This is a genomic window from Paenibacillus sp. FSL L8-0708 (assembly GCF_038009325.1).
In the GTDB taxonomy this organism is placed as follows: Bacteria; Bacillota; Bacilli; order Paenibacillales; family Paenibacillaceae; genus Paenibacillus_AQ; species Paenibacillus_AQ odorifer.
Map to the genome: position 1 here is coordinate 7,365,251 of NZ_JBBPBC010000001.1, position 20,163 is coordinate 7,385,413.

At 46.4% G+C, this 20,163-nt stretch carries 21 protein-coding genes; 6 read left to right on the forward strand and 15 right to left on the reverse strand.

The genetic code is table 11. From position 1 onward, the window contains the following. Positions 1 to 217: 217 nt before the first annotated feature. From NYE58_RS34495 to NYE58_RS34525, 7 genes are all read right to left on the reverse strand, one after another. Positions 218 to 568: a FlxA-like family protein gene (locus tag NYE58_RS34495; RefSeq protein ID WP_076099710.1), complete on the reverse strand. Its 351-nt coding sequence runs from the start codon at positions 566 to 568 to the stop codon at positions 218 to 220. 115 nt (positions 569 to 683) lie between these two features. Then, positions 684 to 1,916 carry a multidrug effflux MFS transporter gene (locus NYE58_RS34500; RefSeq protein WP_405168801.1) on the reverse strand — a complete coding sequence of 411 codons (1,233 nt, stop codon included), beginning with the start codon at positions 1,914 to 1,916 and terminating at the stop codon, positions 684 to 686. A gap of 154 nt (positions 1,917 to 2,070) precedes the next feature. Then, positions 2,071 to 2,691 (reverse strand): alpha/beta hydrolase, encoded by a 621-nt coding sequence (locus NYE58_RS34505; RefSeq protein ID WP_076276259.1) that lies wholly within the window; start codon positions 2,689 to 2,691, stop codon positions 2,071 to 2,073. After that, entirely contained in the window at positions 2,688 to 3,638 is a 951-nt protein-coding gene (locus NYE58_RS34510) for a ring-cleaving dioxygenase (RefSeq protein ID WP_076276260.1), read from the reverse strand. Before NYE58_RS34510 ends, NYE58_RS34505 begins: the two co-directional genes overlap by 4 nt. Before the next feature lie 17 nt (positions 3,639 to 3,655). After that, positions 3,656 to 4,057, reverse strand: a complete 402-nt coding sequence (locus NYE58_RS34515; RefSeq protein WP_036682076.1) for a DoxX family protein — start codon at positions 4,055 to 4,057, stop codon at positions 3,656 to 3,658. A gap of 115 nt (positions 4,058 to 4,172) precedes the next feature. Then, positions 4,173 to 5,021 (reverse strand): KPN_02809 family neutral zinc metallopeptidase, encoded by an 849-nt coding sequence (gene ypfJ / locus NYE58_RS34520; protein ID WP_076124048.1) that lies wholly within the window; start codon positions 5,019 to 5,021, stop codon positions 4,173 to 4,175. Positions 5,022 to 5,217: 196 nt separating this feature from the next. After that, on the reverse strand, positions 5,218 to 5,688 hold the full coding sequence (locus NYE58_RS34525) for a MarR family winged helix-turn-helix transcriptional regulator (protein WP_076124049.1): 471 nt from the start codon (positions 5,686 to 5,688) through the stop codon (positions 5,218 to 5,220). Between the two features lie 281 nt (positions 5,689 to 5,969). Between NYE58_RS34525 and NYE58_RS34530 the strand changes: the two genes are divergently transcribed. The 3 genes from NYE58_RS34530 to NYE58_RS34540 all read left to right on the forward strand — a co-directional run bounded on the left by NYE58_RS34530 (position 5,970) and on the right by NYE58_RS34540 (position 8,495). After that, positions 5,970 to 6,665: a futalosine hydrolase gene (locus NYE58_RS34530; RefSeq protein WP_081387418.1), complete on the forward strand. Its 696-nt coding sequence runs from the start codon at positions 5,970 to 5,972 to the stop codon at positions 6,663 to 6,665. After that, positions 6,665 to 7,516: a 1,4-dihydroxy-6-naphthoate synthase gene (locus tag NYE58_RS34535; RefSeq protein ID WP_076297019.1), complete on the forward strand. Its 852-nt coding sequence runs from the start codon at positions 6,665 to 6,667 to the stop codon at positions 7,514 to 7,516. The genes NYE58_RS34530 and NYE58_RS34535 overlap by 1 nt, the downstream gene beginning before the upstream one ends. Before the next feature lie 157 nt (positions 7,517 to 7,673). Further along, positions 7,674 to 8,495 carry a class I SAM-dependent methyltransferase gene (locus tag NYE58_RS34540; protein WP_076276261.1) on the forward strand — a complete coding sequence of 274 codons (822 nt, stop codon included), beginning with the start codon at positions 7,674 to 7,676 and terminating at the stop codon, positions 8,493 to 8,495. A 66-nt stretch (positions 8,496 to 8,561) separates the two neighbouring features. Here the strand turns inward: NYE58_RS34540 and NYE58_RS34545 are convergent, their stop codons facing one another. From NYE58_RS34545 to NYE58_RS34575, 7 genes are all read right to left on the reverse strand, one after another. Beyond that, entirely contained in the window at positions 8,562 to 9,542 is a 981-nt protein-coding gene (locus NYE58_RS34545) for an alpha/beta fold hydrolase (protein ID WP_341004101.1), read from the reverse strand. Positions 9,543 to 9,767: 225 nt separating this feature from the next. Then, entirely contained in the window at positions 9,768 to 11,135 is a 1,368-nt protein-coding gene (locus NYE58_RS34550; RefSeq protein ID WP_076278281.1) for a sensor histidine kinase, read from the reverse strand. Further along, positions 11,132 to 11,806 carry a response regulator transcription factor gene (locus tag NYE58_RS34555; RefSeq protein WP_076191697.1) on the reverse strand — a complete coding sequence of 225 codons (675 nt, stop codon included), beginning with the start codon at positions 11,804 to 11,806 and terminating at the stop codon, positions 11,132 to 11,134. The genes NYE58_RS34550 and NYE58_RS34555 overlap by 4 nt, the downstream gene beginning before the upstream one ends. A 175-nt stretch (positions 11,807 to 11,981) precedes the next feature. Beyond that, on the reverse strand, positions 11,982 to 13,055 hold the full coding sequence (locus NYE58_RS34560; protein WP_341004103.1) for an ABC transporter substrate-binding protein: 1,074 nt from the start codon (positions 13,053 to 13,055) through the stop codon (positions 11,982 to 11,984). Continuing rightward, positions 13,052 to 13,885: an ABC transporter permease gene (locus NYE58_RS34565; RefSeq protein WP_036682094.1), complete on the reverse strand. Its 834-nt coding sequence runs from the start codon at positions 13,883 to 13,885 to the stop codon at positions 13,052 to 13,054. Before NYE58_RS34565 ends, NYE58_RS34560 begins: the two co-directional genes overlap by 4 nt. Beyond that, complete coding sequence (locus NYE58_RS34570) at positions 13,875 to 14,687, reverse strand: ABC transporter permease (RefSeq protein ID WP_036682096.1); 813 nt, start codon at positions 14,685 to 14,687, stop codon at positions 13,875 to 13,877. Before NYE58_RS34570 ends, NYE58_RS34565 begins: the two co-directional genes overlap by 11 nt. Continuing rightward, a complete protein-coding gene (locus NYE58_RS34575) occupies positions 14,677 to 15,786 on the reverse strand; it encodes an ABC transporter ATP-binding protein (RefSeq protein ID WP_036682445.1) in 1,110 nt (369 codons plus the stop codon). Before NYE58_RS34575 ends, NYE58_RS34570 begins: the two co-directional genes overlap by 11 nt. A 309-nt stretch (positions 15,787 to 16,095) precedes the next feature. Between NYE58_RS34575 and NYE58_RS34580 the strand changes: the two genes are divergently transcribed. Then, on the forward strand, positions 16,096 to 17,196 hold the full coding sequence (locus NYE58_RS34580; protein ID WP_052097383.1) for an FUSC family protein: 1,101 nt from the start codon (positions 16,096 to 16,098) through the stop codon (positions 17,194 to 17,196). A gap of 86 nt (positions 17,197 to 17,282) precedes the next feature. Here NYE58_RS34580 and NYE58_RS34585 read toward each other — a convergent pair whose 3' ends face one another. Continuing rightward, complete coding sequence (locus tag NYE58_RS34585; RefSeq protein WP_076276263.1) at positions 17,283 to 18,173, reverse strand: DMT family transporter; 891 nt, start codon at positions 18,171 to 18,173, stop codon at positions 17,283 to 17,285. 97 nt (positions 18,174 to 18,270) lie between these two features. On the opposite strand from NYE58_RS34585, the gene NYE58_RS34590 reads away from it, so the two are divergent. Continuing rightward, complete coding sequence (locus tag NYE58_RS34590; protein ID WP_076276337.1) at positions 18,271 to 19,143, forward strand: LysR family transcriptional regulator; 873 nt, start codon at positions 18,271 to 18,273, stop codon at positions 19,141 to 19,143. Positions 19,144 to 19,178: 35 nt separating this feature from the next. Further along, on the forward strand, positions 19,179 to 20,153 hold the full coding sequence (locus NYE58_RS34595) for an aldo/keto reductase (RefSeq protein WP_076276264.1): 975 nt from the start codon (positions 19,179 to 19,181) through the stop codon (positions 20,151 to 20,153). Positions 20,154 to 20,163 lie beyond the last annotated feature (10 nt).

Below are 20,163 nucleotides of genomic sequence, written 5' to 3' on the forward strand. Positions count from 1 at the left end.
GATTTTTTGGGAAATGAGGATAAGCATAGTTAATATATTACGAAGCTGGACAGATCAATATGACGGAACTTTATTTTAGGGGTATCTTTCTAGTATTGGCCAACAATGTGATAAAAGAACATTTAAATTGTAGTCTAAACTTAAAAATACATAACAAAAAGGACATCCCTCACGGCAAAGGATGCCCTTTTTGTTATGTAACACGACTTAGTATGGTTTATACACGAATATCAAATCTGCCTTGGCTATTCGTTGTTGCGGTAGCGATTTCTTGCGGGCTTGCCGCAGCAAGCGCGTTGTTTGCAGGTTTGGCAGGTGCTTCTGCACTACTGCTTGCAGCGGAAGCACTGCTCTGCGACTTCTGGGAAATTTGTGCCTCGATTTGCTTGATCTGCTGCTCAATTTGTTTCGTTTTCGTTTCTTTGGTCTTCGCGTCATCCGAGCTGGCATCAATCTTGTCCAATTCGGCTTCCAGCTTCGCTTTTTGTTTCTCGAGCGCGCTGGTATCTGTAGTACTAGACGTCGAGGTAGTATACGATGTAGAACCTGAGACTGCGGATATACTCATAATCATCCCTCCCTTCCTTACCTCCAATATAATCCTTTTGCAGATAAGGAACGTTAAAACCCGCTGAAAGTTTGCTGAAAGTATTGCTCTCTTTCAAGGTTATAAGGATAAACTGTTAGGAATTGGAATTCCCCCGTTTGACCAACAGAAGATAAGACAGAATAGAGAGAACACCCGTACAGGCAATCACAATCGCCATTGGAAGGGCTGAATCTACGCCTCCAAGACCCACAAGCGGTGCTACACAGCTACCAAGCAGCAGCGGGATCAGCCCTATCAAGGCCGAAGCGCTGCCTGCGGCTTCTCCTTGGTCCTGCATTGCAAGTGAGAAGCTGGTTGCGCCGACAATCCCCACACTGGAGACAACAGCGAACAGACAGATTAAAATAGGGATCAGCCCTCCCCCTATCAGGATCGTAAGCAGCAGCAAGACGCCCCCCATTGTACAGAGCAGCAACCCGCTAAGCAGTAGCTTCGTCTCACTCACCTTACCAGCAAGTCTGCCGGCAATTTGACCTGTAATAATAATCCCAATCCCGTTCACAGCAAAGATCAAGCTATATACCTGCGGAGTAACCGCAAAAATATTTTGCAAAACAAAAGATGACCCAGAGATATAAGCGAACATAGACGCTGTAACAAAACCTTGGGACAAGGCATAACCCATAAACTTGCGGTTGCCAAGTAACACCTTAAAGGTAAGCAAAGTACCCTTCAACCCACTCTTGGAGCGCCGCTCCTTCGGCAATGTCTCAGGCAAGCGCAGGAGAATCGTTAAGCAAAAAATAATTCCGGCAGCAAATAATACGAGGAATATCCCCTGCCATGTAGTCACTCTTAAGAGCTGGCCTCCAATGACTGGAGCCAAAATCGGACCCAGACCATTAACAATCATCAATAAAGAGAAAAATTTCGTTAGTTCAGAGCCACTGTACAGATCACGCACAGCCGCCCTAGAGACAACTACACCCACTGAACCAGCAAGACCTTGAATAAACCGCAAAACAATTAAAAGTCCAATCGAAGGACTAAAAGCACATAGCACTGAGGAAACGGCATAGATGAACATCCCTATAAGCAGTGGACGGCGACGTCCATATACATCACTCAGTGGTCCAGCTACTAACTGACCCGAGGCCAGTCCCAATAAAAAGAAGGTGAGACTTAGCTGCACCAAAGCAGCTGTCGTACCGAAATCGTCGACAAGTGTAGGCAGTGCTGGCAAATACATGTCAATCGACAACGGCCCAATGGTTGTAATGGAGCCCAGAATAACAGCAAGTTGCAATCTCTGCTTCCTTGAGGGTCCATCTACAGCAAGTTTATTAGCATTTTGCATTCCAATCATGATCCTTACGTCAACCTTTCTAAAGCAACCCGGGGGCCTTTTTTGTATTCTTCATACTAACGTAAAGGAACTCAAATGATCAATCCTTTTATAAGGCCTCATTCGGGGCTAATAACTTAAAAATAACCGCCAAAAGGCGGTTATCCTAATTGTTTTATGCATTTTGAGATGTGCTAAACCCATGTAGCCAATCTTTGGCGGCTTCGGCTTCCGCCATACTCAAGCGGTGACCTTGATTGCCCCAATGGGTTGTAACCTCAGCGCCTGCTTTCTGCAGAATCCCCTCTAGCTCCTGAGTTTCCGTAGATGTTATTAGCGGATCATTCGTACCTGCCCCAATAAAGATAGACACCCCTTCTAGAGAAGGAAGCTCCACATTGCGTAATGGCACCATCGGATGCAACAGCACTGCCGCGCGGAAAATGTCCTTATAATGAAACAGAAGGCTACCAGCAATGTTTGCACCGTTAGAATAACCAACCGCTACCAGATTGTTGGCATCAAACCCGTATTTCTCTGCCGCCTCATCCAGAAACTGCTTAATCTCATGGGTACGGAAAACTAAGTCCGCTTCATCGAACACTCCTTCTGCCAGCCGACGGAAGAATCGTGGCATGCCATTCTCCAGCACATTACCCCGTATACCTAGCACCGATGAATCTGGGGATAACATCTCAGCCAGCGGCAGCAAATCCTGCTCATTACCACCTGTGCCATGAAACAACACTAATGTAGGTTTAGTTATATCTTTACCTTTACGGAATACATGAATCATCCCTGCTTCACCTCAATTTCTCTTACTTGAATAGGCGTTAAGTTTTCTTCGATGGCCGCGCGATGCGGCTCAAACCAGGACGGCAGCATCAACTTTTCACCCAACGCATCTGGGGCTTCATCACGGGCAAAACCTGGAGGATCTGTAGCGATTTCGAACAGGATTCCTCCTCTTTCACGGAAATATATCGCATTAAAATACTGACGGTCTTGAACGGGTGTAGGTCTATGCCCATGACTCTGTACATGGCGCGACCATTCCAGTTGCTCTGCATCATCCTTTGCCCGCCACGCGATGTGATGAACTGTCCCTGCACCTCCCGCTCCGAGCGGAACGGGTGATGTCTTCAAATCAATAATATTACCTAGTTCCCCATTGGTTCTATAGCGAGTATATCCATCTCCGTCAGCAATATGTTCCATACCCAGCGTATGAACAAGTGTCTCAGCTGTTTGCAACGGATTGCCGCTATACAGCACAGCCCCGCCAAAACCTTTGATCGCGTATTTAGTAGGAATCCCACCAAAGGACCACTTACTGAGCGGGCCTTCCTCACGTTCCACCAGTTCAATCCGCAGACCGTCGTAATCGGCAAAAGATAAATAGGGTTCCGAGATCCGACTTCCCTTTGTAACCGAAATTCCGTATTCAGCAAGGCGTTGTTCCCAGAATTGCAGAGCACCGACCGGCACTGCGTAGATCGTTACGCCAACTTGACCACTGCCTATTCTGCCTCTACGCCCTACAGGTGAAGGGAAAAATGTAATAATCGTTCCCGGCGAACCCTGCTCATTCCCAAAGTATAAATGATAGACCTCTGGAGCATCAAAATTAATCGTTTTTTTCACGAGCCGTAGGCCCAGAATCCCGGCGTAGAAATCAACATTGCGCTGAGCGTCTCCGACAAAAGCTGTAATATGATGTATTCCTGCAGTTTGAAGTGTCATTATTATAAACTCCCTTCTTAGTTAAAAAACAATGCATCTAGAGAAATCGAACCTGGTCCCGTAAGCGCCACACCTACCGCAAATACCAAAACCGTGAGTGGAAACTCAATTCCGTTCGAAGTGGACCAGAAACCATTTGGAGCATGAACCTTAACGATTGCCCCCAGCATCGTGGCAGCGATTAACACCGCTGCAACAGGCGTTAACAGTCCTGCCGCGAACATAAATCCGCCCACCAGCTCCATAATCCCTGCTAAAATCGCCATAGTCACACCCGGTTTGATTCCGATGGACTCCATCCAGCCTCCCGTACCCTTCGGACCGTATCCTCCGAACCATCCAAATAGCTTTTGTGCGCCATGTCCTATAAAAGCAAGCCCAATCACCAATCTCATTAATAACAGTCCTACACTTATCATTTTTACCTTCCCCTATTCCTTCGATTTAATTATCTTAATGTTAAGATATTGGGTAAAAAAGAGCGCCAGGCGAACCGGAATAACCTATGGGCTGCTCTCCTCTTCCCTCTTCTATCTACAACTCGGAGGCGTTAAACGTATCGCCGCCCTTAATCGTACCCGAGTTAAAACCTTTGTAGAACCAGCGCTTTCTCTGCTCTGAGGTACCGTGAGTGAAACTATCCGGCACTGCATAGCCCTGAGCTTGCTTCTGAATCGTATCATCGCCGACGGCGCTTGCAGCTGCCAGAGCTTCCTCTAAGTCGCCTTCCTCCAGCAGATTCATACCCTGAGCATGATTGGCCCAGACACCGGCGAAATAATCAGCCTGCAGCTCAAAACGAACCTGATATCTGTTGTACTCCTTCTCACTCAACGTCTGGCGAAGGGAATCGAGCTGTTTCGAGGTGCCTAGTAATGTCTGTACATGATGTCCAACCTCATGGGCAATGACATAAGCCATGGCGAAGTCGCCCGGCGCGTGGAAGCGTTGCTGCAACTCATCATAAAAGCTCAGATCAATATACAGTTTGGCGTCACCCGGACAGTAGAAGGGACCAACTGCCGAGGTGGCTGTTCCGCAAGCAGAGTCTACACTCCCACTGTATAGCACTAAGGTGGGGTCCGTATAGGTCATTCCCTGCTGCTGAAAAATCTCACCCCAAACCTCCTCTGTGTCGGCAAGAACTACCGATACAAACTCCGCAAGCTCTTGCTCCTCTGCGGTCTGTTCATAAGGGGCCGTTGAACTGGAGCCTGTGGAAGTCAAACTTCCCAGGATATCCCCGGCATTGCCTCCACTGAGTAACGTGATGACCAGGACAAGGATAATTCCTCCGATCCCGCCACCAATCATCTTGCCGCCGCCGCTCATGCCTCTGCGGTCCTCCACGTTCGAACTCCCTCTTCTTCCCTGCCATTTCATGGCCAAGCCCCCAGTCGAAATATCAGGTAATCTTAAGTAAATGGCTACCTGGCTTCGTTAAGTTAAATATCTTATTAGTGATATACCCAAAAAAGCAGGGTTTCACTTATACTTACTGGAGTTGGGAGAATGAGGATGGAGCCGAACTACTTCCAACCTTATAGAAGCGCCTAGTTATTCGTCATGTTCGCAGCGCCTATACACCTTTGCCAAGCTTTTTCATTAATTCGATAGCCTGAACTTTCTCTTCCTTATCTAATCCACCCATCAAATCATGAATTGAGGCTACATGACGGGGGAAAATCTCATCAAACAGTTCACGGCCTGCATCCGTAATCTCCGCATAAGTAACGCGGCGATCCTCGCTACAGGGTACACGTTTCAGCAGTCCCTTTTTCTCCAACTTGTCGATATTATAGGTAATGCTTCCGCTCGTAACGAGAATTTTCTCCCCAATCTGTTGCAGCGGAATCCGCGTTCTATGGTAAAGTACTTCAAGCACCATGAATTCAGCCGAAGCCAAGCCATAACTCTTCATATCCTTCACCGCATGATCCATTAGGCTTTTATAAGCCTTAGATAAGACTACGAACAATTTCAGTGAGGCGGCTTGTTCTTCGTCAGGTGCACTCTCTGTATTACGCAGATTTATTTGTTTATCACTCATCAATTCCACCTCCACTTCAATCAAACTTGTATTCAATCCATTTATTTGTCTTTACGTTAAGTATCTTTAATTTAAGATAACTATACGACTTCCCATCCTCCTTGTCAACCTCATCTCTAAAAAAGTCACTTCCGTCTAGAGACCGGTAAGTTTTCCTTTGACACTTTACAGGGAGTGATAAAAATCACCCCAAGTTTGACCTGACCTATAAAAGGGCGTATTCTTGTCTTTACGAATGACTCTTTAGTAAGCGATTTCAATACCCTAAAGGAGGCGACCTGATGAGTTCGTTCAATCCAACCCCTACCGAAGGAGCTATGGAGGGGCAGGCTGGAGCACGACGCGTGCTGATCGTGACAGCCGTAGACGCGGAGCGTGACGCGGTCCTGCGCGGCCTGCAAGGCAGCGACAGGTTCCATGTTATCGCTGCCGGCGCAGGGCCGGCAGCGGCGGCGGCGGGAACCGCCGCGGCACTCGCAGCCGGTTCTTACGGCTGCGTATTGAGCGTCGGGATCGGCGGCGGATTCCCGGGGCTGGCGCCTTTAGGCTCGCTGGTTGTAGCCAGCGAGATGATTGCCGCCGACCTCGGGGCCGAGACGCCGGAGGGCTTCCGCAGCGCTGCCGAGCTCGGCTTCGGCAGCGTGTCCGTGCCGGCTGACCGCGGCACGGTGCAAGCGGTTTCGGCCGCGCTGGCTGCGGCCGGGTTACCCGTAAGCACGGGCACCGTGCTTACGGTCTCGACGGCGACCGGCACCGCGGAGACGGCCGCCGCCCATCTCGCGCGGCATCCCCATGCCGTCGCGGAAGCGATGGAAGGCCACGGAGTTGCCGTGGCCGCTCAGGCGCTGGGGCTCCCGGTACTGGAGCTCCGCGCCATCTCGAACCCGGTCGGTCCCCGCGACCGGGCCGCTTGGAAGATCGGTGATGCAATGGAAGCATTAACGGCGGCAGCCGCTATATTACTGGAGGTGCTGTAATGACAACTGAGCTTAATATCGCTTTTTCCCCTTGCCCTAACGATACCTTTGTATTTCATGCCTGGGCGCACGGGCTTGTCCCGAATGCACCTAAGCTGAATGTAACCTATGCCGACATTGATATTACCAATACGCTGGCTGCTGACGGAGAAGGACCAGAAGTCCTCAAAATCTCCTACGCTGCTCTGCCTTGGGTTCTGGAGCGGTACAAACTGCTGCCATGCGGCGGTGCTTTAGGACGCGGCTGCGGCCCGCTGCTGCTTACAGCAAGTGGACCCCATGCGGTCAAACGCCCAGAAAAGCTAGCCGGACGCCGGATTGCTGTACCTAGCGAACGCTCTACGGCTTATTTGCTTTTCCGATTATGGGCAGCACAAAATGTAACTGGAGGCATCGGCGAAATAGTCGTAATGCCTTTCGATGAGATTATGCCTGCCGTACGGGATGGCCATATCGATGCAGGGCTGGTTATTCACGAAGCCCGCTTCACTTACGCCTCTTATGGTCTTAATATGCTGACTGATCTAGGCAGCTGGTGGGAAAGCGATACCGGACTGCCCATTCCTCTCGGCGCTATCATTGCCCGCCGTGATTTAGATGCCGATGCTATCACCGGCTGGATTCGCAGCTCTCTTCAGTATGCGTGGGATCATCCAACGGATTCCAGAGACTATGTGCTTAGCCATGCTCAAGAGTTGGCTCCTGAAGTGGCTAAATCCCACATCGATCTCTACGTGAATGACTTCTCGATGAATCTGGGTGATGACGGCTATGCCGCAATCTCTGCCCTGCTTAATCGTGCTGCGGCAGAAGGACTTGTGCCTGCAATCGATCCAGCACTGCTTCGTTAGCATTTACCAGATAGTTTAACAATCCCCGGCCACACCTATAAGGTGTTCTCCGGGGATTTTATTTATTCTACGTAGCCTTCCAGCCAGACATTATTTGGCTTATCGAACCAGTGATTATACAATAGACCTATAAACATGATCTATGAGGGAGGATCACATGATACCTGAAAAAAACAGCAAACAAAACATCGACCGCTTTTTGGGCTTTCAAAATGAATATGACCGCTACCGTCCCGAAGCCCCTGAGATGATTATCAAATTGCTAACAGATTACCTAGGTACCACCCCTTCACTCGTCGCAGATATAGGCTGCGGTACGGGTTTGTCTACTTTTCTCTGGAACGATGTCGCAGAACGCGTAATCGGTATCGAACCCAATCCAGATATGTTGGGAAAAGCAATCGATAAACTTAGCAGATTAGAAGCACCCCAATCAATTACTTTTGTGCAAGGCTACTCTAACCAGCTTCCGCTTGCATCAGATAGTGTAGACATAGTTACCTGCTCGCAATCATTCCACTGGATGGATCCTGAAAGTACACTGCAAGAAATCTCCCGGGTCTTAAAAAAAGGCGGAGTCTTTGCCGCCTACGATTGCGATTGGCCTTTATCTCTTCAGCAAAATGTAGAAGAACGATACAACCAGCTGATCTCCAAAACAGAAGAATTGCTGGCTTCGCTTTTACCTAATGAGGAGAGAGCACATAAATGGGACAAAGAAGGTCATTTGTCACGGATCAAAGCTAGTGGGGCCTTCTCTTTTGCCAGAGAAATCGTATTCCACAACCTAGAGTCCTGCGATGCCCAGCGATATATTGGTTTAACCCTAAGTCAAGGGGGAGTGCAAACTGTAATGAAACTAGACGCTACCTTGCTTGAGCAAGACATCGCCGATTACACCGCCGCAGTTGAACAGCATTTTAAAGGCAGAACATTAAAGGTTCTGATCAGCTACCGAATGAGAATCGGCATCAAATAATCTTCGATCACAACCAAAAAAACGCCCCGCCCCCTCATATGAGGAGTTCGGAGCGTTTTCTTCTTTTTATTTAACTTCCTCCATGAATACCCTTAGGTTCTCTACGATTTCTTTGGATTTTGAATGATGTAAGTAATGTCCGCCTTCAAATGTCATTACTTTTCCATGCACTGAATCCTTGACTTGCCCTTCATGTAGAGGAATCCAGTCTTTCACGGTAGTATTATTCGCTTGTATAAAGAAGATAATGGGAAGATTCTTGTCGAATGTTAAGCCTCTGGAGGCAACAAAGTTAGGATAAATATGTTCCATTTCATTTAAGGTAGTGGAATTGTTCATATTTTTAAGCGAAATCAATTTCATTTGTTTTTTGGTTTCATCATCAAATGGCAGTCCATCATAAGGGTCACCGCTTAATTGCAAGCCCAATCTTATAATCCCTGAATCTTTAAGCAGCTTTAATTTTTTAATTGGAAATTTAACATCCATACCGCCTTGTTCCGGAACACTACTATCAATACCCACAAAAGCACTCACTTCGTTTGTATATTTCTTCGCATATTCCAATCCGTAAATACCTCCAATCGAGTGGCCCATTAGAATGTATTGGTCAATGTTAAGATTCTGAACGGCTTCATGAATTTCACTAACGATATTCTCTGTAGTTCGTTCTTTTTTCGTTTCATCACTGAGTCCATACCCAAACGGTTCAACCGCCACCACTTTGTAGAATGGTGATAACTCATCAATCAACGGCTTGAAATCAAGCGCTGGCGCTCCTGTTCCAAAGCCTGGTATGAGCACGATCGTCTGTTTACCTTCTCCTTGAATCAAAACATTCATATTTTTCCCGTCAACAGGGACTAACTGACCATAGTGCTGTATTTTTTTCTGATCTGTTTTGTTGCTGATCACATTAACTGTATAGACAACGGCTAGAAAAAGTACGACCACGATCACTATTGCTCCTAATATTTTGAGCAACAGGTTACGCAGTTTATGTTTTTTCTGTCCATTCCCCGTTTTTTTGTCCGCTTGTTGTGTCACCCTCATCTTCTCCTGTCTTTAATCTGTTTATTAAGTTCCCTTAACGTTTCGCTAATGAGATCATAACTAACAAAGATGTACCCCTCATGACGACAATATGAACTGAAAATGAACAGGTAAAAAAAATGCTACGGCAGCACAAGACAAGAAAACTTGCCTGTACTGCTGTAGCATGAAAAATTCGGGATGCATTCAAGCCCTCGCAAGGCACCGCCTGGAAGCTAATTACTCTGTCGGCGCTATAATTGGGAGGGTGACAACGATGGTCGTTCCTTGGCCGGGTTCGCTTTCCACGCGGATATCCCCTTTATGAAGCGTTACGATCTGTTTAACAATGGCAAGTCCCATCCCGCTGCCACCATATTTACGGCTGTGGGATCGATCAGCCTTAAAGAACCGTTCAAATATACGTTGCTGATCCTCAAGTGAAATCCCGATGCCAGTGTCTGTTACCCGAACGGTCACGTTGTTGATATCTTGTTTGAGGCTGACGTTAATTACACTGTTATCCTTAGAAAACTTGATGCTGTTGCCAAGGAGATTAGTCCATACCTGACTTAACAGGTCATAATCAGCCAGTAGGATAATAGGCTTCAGATCAAGGTCGAAGCTGATGTTACGAGCTGACCATTGCGGCTGAATCGCTACGATTACTCTTCTTATCTGTTCGTCCAGATTGAATGTAGTTAGCCGTAGCTGCTGGGACTGCGATTCTAATAAACTCAGCTTCAGCAGGCTGTCACTCATTTTAGACATCCGTTCTGCTTCAGCGATAATAATATCCAGATAACGATTTCGCTCTTGTTCTGCAAGATCTACTCGCTTGAGCGCAATCGCATACCCAGATATTGAGGTGAGCGGAGACTGGACCTCATGCGACACATTGGATACAAACTCCTTACGCATCTGCTCAAGCTGCTGCAGATCGTGCATCATTTCTTCAAAGCTGCGAGCCAAGGTACCTAGCTCACCGGTTTGCTTAATATTCAGCTCGACGTTAAAATCACCAGCTGCTATTCTTCTGGTCGCTTTGGTTAGCTTCTTGATCGGTCTGACTAAGAACATTGCAGCTACCAGAATCAAGAGGCTTCCAGCTATCAATGAATAGAGCAAGAAATTTAATACCAAGTTCCTTCTGGCAGTGACGGAAGGGGGATTAAGCGTCTCCACAAACATCGCTTTGGTGCCGTCTTCCGTTCTCAGTTGTAAGCCTAGGAGAAGCGCAGAAATATTCCTGTTATGAGGTTGATATACTTCTCCTGCGAGAACTTTTTTTATTTCTTCCATAGTTACAGGGACCGGCTTGTGCCCATTAAGCGTTCCGTAAGATTGGAATTTACCCGCTTCGTCGAAAATTCGGATGTGGTAGGAATCAAGCTGCTTCATTCCACTTACGAAAGAGTTGGCTTCACGAAATGGGAAGGTCTCGTAAACCCTGACAATATCCTGCCCAAAATGCAATAAGGGAATTCGCGAGTTCTCGTTCAGTTTATCTTCGAATACCCAAGTTGCCACAAACAAAGCAATGATTGTGCCCCCGATTACGGAGGCTAAGAAGGTCAGTACAACGCGTGTATATATGGATCTAATCATTCGTACACCTCAAGCCTGTAGCCAAGTCCACGCACCGTCTCAATACGAAAATCAGGGGTAGTCGCAAACCGTTCACGCAGGCGTTTAATATGCACGTCAATCGTCCGATCATCTCCAGTATAATCAATTCCCCAAATTTGATCGATCAACTGCTCGCGCGTATAGACTTGTCCAGGGGTTCCAGCAAGCTTGTACAGCAACTCGAACTCCTTAAGGGGTAAGGCAAATGACTCCGTGCCTTTCATCACCTTATAGGTCTGCCGATCAAGGATGACATTGCCAATTTGGATCATCTGCGTGGAGCCAATCCGATATCGTTTCAGCAATGACCTAACACGAACCGTCAGCTCTAACGGATCGAAAGGTTTAGTTAAATAATCGTCCGTGCCTAATTCGAAGCCCTTCACTTTCTCCCAGGTTTCGCCTCTGGCAGTCACTATAAGTAATGGAAGATCAGGATTAGCTCTGCGGAGCTCCTTACAAAGCATCCAACCATCCATATTTGGCATCATAATATCCAGCACGACAAGATCGACATGTGTTCCAGCATATACGGCGAGCGCTTCCTTGCCATCCACAGCTTCAACTGTTTCGAATCCGTCGTTGCGGAGAAATAAACAGACAAGTTCGCGAATGTTCGCATCGTCGTCAGCAACCAGTATAGTAGGCATTCGTTTCCTCTTTTCCTGTTGTCCATTCTTACTATTATACTATATTATACTTTCGGCTAAACTGTCTGTTGTCTTGAGGTTACACGATGATCAAACCGAAAAAGAGCATCTAACACGGTTACCCGTATGTAGACGCTCTTAATGTCGTTTAGCTTTAGCTTTAACTTTAGTCAGCTTACTTCTTATTCATCTTAAACATTAGGAACAGCTCATTATAATGAGCAAGCATCCGTTTGCCAAGGTTATCGTATACTTCAAGCCGGTCCGTAATTTCGGCTGGTGGATAGAAACGGGTATCATCAGAAGTTTCCTCAGGAAGCAGCTCCAGCGCAGGAATGTTAGGCGTGGAATAACCTACATATTCTGCATTCTTAGCAGCAACGTCTGGGCGGAGCATGAAGTTGATGAACTGATGCGCTCCATCCACATTTTTCGCTGTCCGAGGGATAACCATGTTATCAAACCACTTGTTCGAGCCTTCTTCCGGCACTACATAATCCAGCTTATCATTCTCGTCCATGATCTCGGAAGCATCGCCGGACCAGACAATCCCAACCGCAGCTTCTTCATTTGCCAGCAGCATCTTGATCTCATCACCGACAATCGCCTTCACATTAGGAGACAACTTGTTGAGCTTGGTCAGTGCTTCCTGCAGATGTGCCTCTTCCTTGTCATTAACGGAATAATGCAGGCTGTTCAAAGCCATGCCCATCACTTCACGGGCTCCGTCCACCAGGAAGATGTTATTATGCAGTCTGCTGTCCCAGAGAGAATCCCAGCTGGTGAAGTCCATGCCTTTAGTCATTTCCGGATTGAAAATAATCCCGACGGTCCCCCAGAAATAAGGCACAGAATATTTGTTACCCGGATCAAACGAAAGGTCCATAAAGCGTGAATCAATATTCTTTAGATTCGAAATCTTGCTATGATCCAGCGGGATGAGCAGATCTTCTTCTTTCATCTTGGCAATGGCATAATCCGAAGGGATTACAACATCAAAGGTAGTTCCGCCCTGCTCAACCTTGGTCAACATAGCTTCATTGGAATCGAAGGTTTGATAAATGACTGTTAAGCCGGTCTCTTTTTCAAATTCCTTCAATAGATCGGGATCAACATAGTCGCCCCAGTTATAGATAGTCAGTGTGTTTCCACCCGAATATCCCTCTCTCGAATTCATCCAAGAGCCCAAGTACATGAGCGCAAATGCCGTGATAAGGATCGCCAGAAAAGCATTTATCAGCTGTTTCATCTAGGCACCCCCGCTTCTGCAACAGGCTCCGCCACAGCTTCTGCTGTGTTATGGCGATTTTTCTTAAGGGTCAGGAAGTAATAACCCACCACGAGCAGAATGGTGAACAGGAAGATCAGCGTCGACAGCGCATTAATCGATAGCGACACCCCTTGCCGGGCTCTAGAGTATATCTCAACCGATAACGTCGAATAACCGTTGCCTGTTACGAAGAACGTAACCGCAAAGTCATCCAGTGAATACGTAAGCGCCATAAAAAATCCGCTGAATATCCCTGGTTTAATAATCGGCAAAATTACTTTAGTCAGCACATCCTTACGGCTTGCCCCAAGATCACGGGCTGCATCCGTTAATGTAGGGCTCATTTCCTGTAGATGCGGCAAAATCATCAATACGGCAATCGGCACACTGAATGCAACGTGTGAGAGCAGAACAGATGCGAAACCCAGCTTGATGCCAGCAATGGTGAACAGGATAAGGAACGAAGCACCAATAATGACATCTGGACTGACGATCAGCACGTTATTCAGAGACAGCAAGGTGTTCTTGGCGCGGCGATTCTGCACACTTTTAATGGCCAGCGCACCAATAATAGCGATAAGGGTCGCAATAGCCGAGGATAGCAGCGCGATCACAAGCGTATTGATTACGATGATGATCAGGCGCTTATCTTGGACCACCTCACGGTAGTAATCCAGCGTGAAGCCCTCGAACTTATGCATCGTCCCCCCACTGTTGAACGAATAGTACATTAAATAGAAGATAGGAGCATACAGAACAATGAACACCAGAACTAGGTAGAGGTTAGAGAATCCATTTTTATTTCTCATTCCGCGCCCCTTTCCGCGATCCGCCTGTGATAATCATAAACAGCGCCATAATGGCAATCAGAAACACTGCAACTGTAGAACCCATGCCCCAGTCCTGAGTGACCAGGAAATGCTGCTCGATTGCGGTGCCCAGCGTAATGACCCTGTTGCCTGCAATCAGACGGGTGATCATAAACAGGGACAGCGCAGGTATGAATACTGCCATACAGCCTGAGCGTACTCCCGAAATGGTCAGCGGAAAAATAACACGTCTAAACGTGGTCCAGCCCGAAGCCCCTAAATCACGTGCCGCATCCAGCAAGGATAAATTCAAATCCTCCAAAGCGCTGTATATCGGCAGGATCATAAACGGAATAAAAATATAGACAGATACAAATACAAAACTGAAGCCCGTAAACAAAATTTGCTGTTCTCCGATTCCAAGCAGATCAAAGAAATTATTAATCGGACCAAATGTACCGAATATCCCTATAAAAGCGTAGGTTTTTAGCAGCAAATTAATCCATGTCGGCAAAATAATCAGCAATAACCACAGCTGCTTATGTTTGGTTCTCGTCAACAGATAAGCCGCCGGATAGGCAACCAACAAAGAGAATGCTGTAATCAGAAACGCGTACCAGAACGAGGTCAGCGTCATTTTTAAATATACAGGGGTGAAGAAACTGACGTAATTATCCAGAGTAATATGGCCATCCAAATCAAATAACGAATAATAGATGACAAGCACTACCGGTGCAATTACAAACAATGCGATCCAGAGGTAATAAGGGATGAGATAGTACGATTTGCCCTTATTCTTCATGACTCTCCACCTCGCCATAAGCTTCCAGACGTCTGTCGAATTCTTCCTCCGTTTCACCGAAACGCATAACATGAATCGCTTCCGGATCAAAATACAGGCCAATTTCACTGCCTACAGTCGCCTTACGTGTAGAATGCACAAGCCATTCATGCCCGGATTCATCATAACAGCTGATTTCATAATGCACGCCCCGGAATAGCTGGGAATCAACCCGCACACGTAGTTTACCCTGTTCCAGCGTAGAAATTTCCAAATCCTCAGGACGAATAACAATCTCTACGGATTCATTCGGTTTGAGCCCGGCATCGAAACATTCGAAGCGGCGGCCGTTAAACTCCACCAGATAATCCTCGATCATAACTCCCGGCACAATGTTCGATTCGCCAATAAAATCCGCCACAAAACGGTTAATCGGCTCATCATAAATATCGTTAGGGGTGCCGCTTTGCTCGATTTTCCCCTTATTCATGACAAAAATCCAGTCGGACATCGCGAGTGCCTCTTCCTGGTCATGCGTTACAAAAATGAAGGTAATGCCTAACCGCTGCTGCATTTCCCGCAGTATGTACTGCATCTCCGTGCGCAGCTTGAGATCTAGCGCCGATAGAGGCTCGTCCAGCAGTAGAACCTGTGGCTCATTCACAATCGCCCGGGCAATGGCAACCCGCTGGCGCTGACCGCCGGACATTTCATTAATCGCACGCTGCTCATAACCCACAAGGTTAACGAAGCTTAGCGCTTCCTGCACCTTCTTCGTGATAACATCCTTCTTAAGCTTCTTAATGCGCAGTCCGAAAGCCACATTCTCGAATACGTTCAGGTGTGGAAACAATGCGTAATCCTGAAATACCGTATTGACCTGCCGCTCATTGGCGGGAATGTGGTTAATTACTTTTCCATTTAAATAAATAGAACCGCTCGTTGGCTCAGCGAACCCGGCGATCAATCGAAGAATAGTCGTTTTACCACAGCCAGATGGACCAAGTAGTGTATAGAATTTGCCGCGCTCTATCTCAAAGCTGACTCCTTTTAACACCGGATCTTCGTCGTCATATTGCTTAGTAACTTCTTCAAATGAAATGATGGTACCTTCCTGAATAGCTATAGCTAACAACCTCCCTTACCTTAGTAATACAATACTATTTTACCCGCATCTTGCGGAGAACAATCGAAATGAGTATGCTCAGCGCTAATAAGCGACAATTTTCCCTCTCCTTCGACGCTCCAATAGATATAGCATATTAGATTGTACCATTATATGCGATAGCTTACATTGTTAAATGCTAAGCATAAACTTAACAAGTTTGTAAAAAGTCCAGTCTTCCCTGCCCTTTTTGAGGTGCTATAATGAAAACGAACTGAAAAGCCAGTGTGGTTTTCTTATTTTTGCGAAAGAAGATGAATGATAATGAACGAGGGGTTACTAGACCGCCTTGAAAAATATGGATTCTCGCTTTACATGATACGAATTACGCTTGCCGCATCACTATCCTGGGTAGCCGTACACAGTTTATATGGTGACCAATATTTATACTTTGCACCGCTTGCAGCCATTCTAATTACTCAAGCCAGTGTGAAGGCTTCACTTGAAAAAGGAATCTACCGCCTAATCGGCATTATTATCGGCGGAATTGTCAGCCTGATTGTAGGCCAATTCTTCGATGTAGGTGCATTTTCCATTCTGCTAATTCTGCTCATCGGGATTGGAATTGCCACAGCCTGTCGGATGAATATCCAAGCGGTTTCGCAGGTGGGGGTAACCTCGGTTCTGGCCCTTACCTTTTATCACAATGATTACGTGCTGTGGAGAGTCGCCGAAACCTTTATTGGTGTGCTCATTGCCTTGATCATCAATATGATTATCGTTCCACCGAACAGGTTCGTCAAGGTAAAAGCATTGGCACTCGATGGAAGCCTTCTACTTTCGGATGCTTTAAAAGGTCTCGTAGGCATAAGAAGAGATTCATCAAAGGATAATAATATGCTGGAGCAAGCAGGTAAACTGCTGTCTGCCAGCAATCAACAACAGAAGGAAATGTTCTATACCATTGCTCACTATCAGTGTCGTGGTGATCTAAAGGGACTTATACAAGCCACAGCACATCTAAAGACCATTCATTCCTATGTTAAAGAAATTGCCGACGATATTTGCTTGCTGCCAGCACATCATGCCAATTCTGACTGGATGCTGGAAGTGCTGGAGGCAACAGCCGATTGTATAGCTGTTTATGGTACCAAGACCTTATCCAAGGCTGAATGCCAACGTTCACTTACAGATTGTCTGCATCGTGCCCGCGACTTGCAGGCGGCCAGCTTCTCTGAACTGCAAGGACGGTGCTCACTGTCATCTGTTCGTGATCTAGGAGCGCTCTTCAGTCACTTAAACCGGGTACTCGAAGAAGTGGAACGTGCTAGTTCTGCTACTTACGTAGTTGCAGCTCGGCCTTCAACAGCTGAAATCACACGCGCTATACGCTTAATTAAAAAAGGACTCTCCCAGAAGCTCTAAGCTTGGGAGTGTCCTTTTTTTATGTTCAATCCCTATTAGACATAATGCCCTTTAGCACGATTGGTTACTACAACCATCCAACAAATTTAACTGACTGATTGTTTGGCAGCACGCCCTATCTTCACATTTACCAGTACAATACTGCTGACAATCAGCAATAATCCGATCACAAGGTTTATGGTAATCTGCTCTTTCAAAAAAACTACGCTGGTTGCTATCGAGATCAGTGGGATCAAGAAGGTGAATGAACCTACTTTTCCTGCTTCTCCTTCGTTAATCAGCTTGAAATAAATTAGCCAGCCCAGAGCAATAACAAAGATTGCGATAAACAAGGTATCCACAATAAAGGTTCCACTCCAGGTGATATCCGACCATTTCTCCGTAGCTGATCCCGAAAGTAGCAGAATGATGCCACCGATCGTGATTTGCATAGCCGTCATCCACAGCATATCCACACGTACAGCATTCCGTTTCATATATATTGTTCCTAATGCCCAGCTTAAGGCACTGGCTAAAGCCAACACAATTCCCCATATGGAGATACTCCCATTAATTCCGCCGATACTAAGAGAGGCTACCCCGAGAAAGCCAAGCAGCAAACCAGCCATTTTAAGCCCGTACATGCTCTCACCTAACCACAGCCAAGAAAAAACACCTAGCAATACAGGCTGCAAAAATACAATCGATGAGAACAATCCCGCCGGAACATACTGCAAGCCAATCGTCTGAAATCCATAATAGAACACAATACTAAGTACCGCCGAGATCAGATAGATCGGCCAGAGCTGCTTGAAGCGAAGCTCCTTCACCTTGGGCAGTGCAATTAGAATCAGAATAATACCGCCTACGACGGTTCGAATACCTGCAAATAATAGAGGTGGAGCATAGTCTAAGGCGATTTTGGATATAGGCCAATTAATGCCCCATACAATCACCAAAAAAATAAGAAGGATCATACTTTTCTTCTGCTGATTCATTTGTTCACTTCCTTGGTGTAGATTCATCACAAATGATACAATAAACAAGAGCATAAATGAAATGAATAATAATCATAAGGGGCATATCATATTTGTTATGAACAATACTCAAATTCGTTTATTCGTCAAAATCGCCGAAAGCGGCAGCTTTACTAAAGCTGGTGTAGAACTGAATATGACACAGCCTGCGGTCAGCCGGGCGATCTCGTCCCTCGAAGCCGAATTAGACGTAAAGCTCTTGCTTCGAGACCGGCGTAATGGCCTGATGCTTACGGATATCGGCAAACGTATTCTTGTTATTTTCCGTGAAATTCTAATGGGCTTTGATAAGGTCAATCAGGAGATTTACGCGGAGAGAGGTCTTGAAAAAGGAAGTATCCGCATTGGAGCTTTCCCTGTGGCAGCGGCTCATTTTCTACCGAAGATTATTAGCTCTATCACTAAAAAATATCCAAATATTACAATTAGCTTACAGGAGGGTTCTATCGCTGAAGTCAGAGAATGGCTGGATTCAAAAGAAATTGATGTTGGCTTATTGCTCGCTCCCAGTGCAGAATTCGAAACCATTCCATTATATAGAGAGAAATTGTTTGCCGTTTTTAGAGATGACCATCCCCTGCAAAAGCGATCCATTGTATGTGTGCAGGAATTAGCGAACGAGCCCATGTTGATTTGCAAAGCAGGATATGAACCGCCCGTTGTAGAGCTATTCCGCAGAAGTAATAGCCATCTGAATGTGAAATATGTGGTTAATAACTTTGCAACAGCTCTTAATATGGTTCAGGAGGGACTGGCGATCGGCGTGATGTCTGAGCTGTCCTTGTTATCTCTGCCTCCAAATGTGGTTACCCGTGAGCTGCAGCCGGATGCTTATAGAGATATCCAAATTGCGGTCAGCTCGCTTGCCGACACTTCAATTGCTGTAAAGCTCTTCATTGAGACAGCGCTGGATCTTTTTACTCAAAAATGAATGGATAAATTAATAGACGATAAGGAGTGCTGAGGATGAACTTTAAGAGATTAGGAAATAGCGGATTACAGGTATCCGCATTAGGACTGGGAACGAACGCTTTCGGCAAACGTGCGGATCAAGAGACCTCCATTCAGATTGTACATGCTGCGCTTGATCAGGGAATTAATTTCATAGACACTGCTAATATTTACGCTGGCTCAGAATCCGAGCGAATCATCGGTCTGGCCTTGGAAGGTAGGAGACATGAGACTGTTCTAGCAACTAAAGCAGGTTTAGTTAAAAATGAGGGTCCCAACGGCAGCGGCTCCTCCCGTCGCCATTTGCTGCAGGAGCTTGAAGATAGCCTTCGCCGCCTTAAGACGGACTATATCGATCTATACCAGATTCATACCTTTGATCCCTATACTCCGCTTGAAGAAACCTTACGAACCTTGGACGATATGGTATCCTCGGGGAAAGTCCGTTATATCGGGGCCTCCAACTACACAGCATGGCAATTAATGAAGGCGATTGGGATTAGTGAAGCACGCAACTTCACCAAGTACATTTCAATTCAGTGCAGCTACTCCTTAGCAGACCGGACACCGGAGAATGAGCTTCTTTCGCTCTGCCTGGATCAAGGTGTAGGGATCATTCCATACTTTCCACTAGCTGGCGGAATTCTCACAGGCAAATATAATACAAGCGACTCAGCCCCATCGGGGTCCAGAGCAGATACCGATCCTAATTTCAAAAGATTCCTTGATGCTGACCGGATCAAGCTCGGAAGCCAAGTGAGTCAAATTGCTGAGGAAATGGAAACCTCATCTACCGCGCTCTCCTTAGCTTGGCTTATGAATCGGCCTGCCGTCTCGACGGTTATTGTCGGGGCTACACGTGTGGAACAGCTGGAACAAAATTTGCTTAGTACCTCGCTTGTACTTAATGAAGAAACTTCGGCCAAGCTGGATGAAGCCAGTGATTCCTTCCGTTATCGCGAGCCGTTCGCTTTTTACCGGCTCCCATAGAGTCGTATGC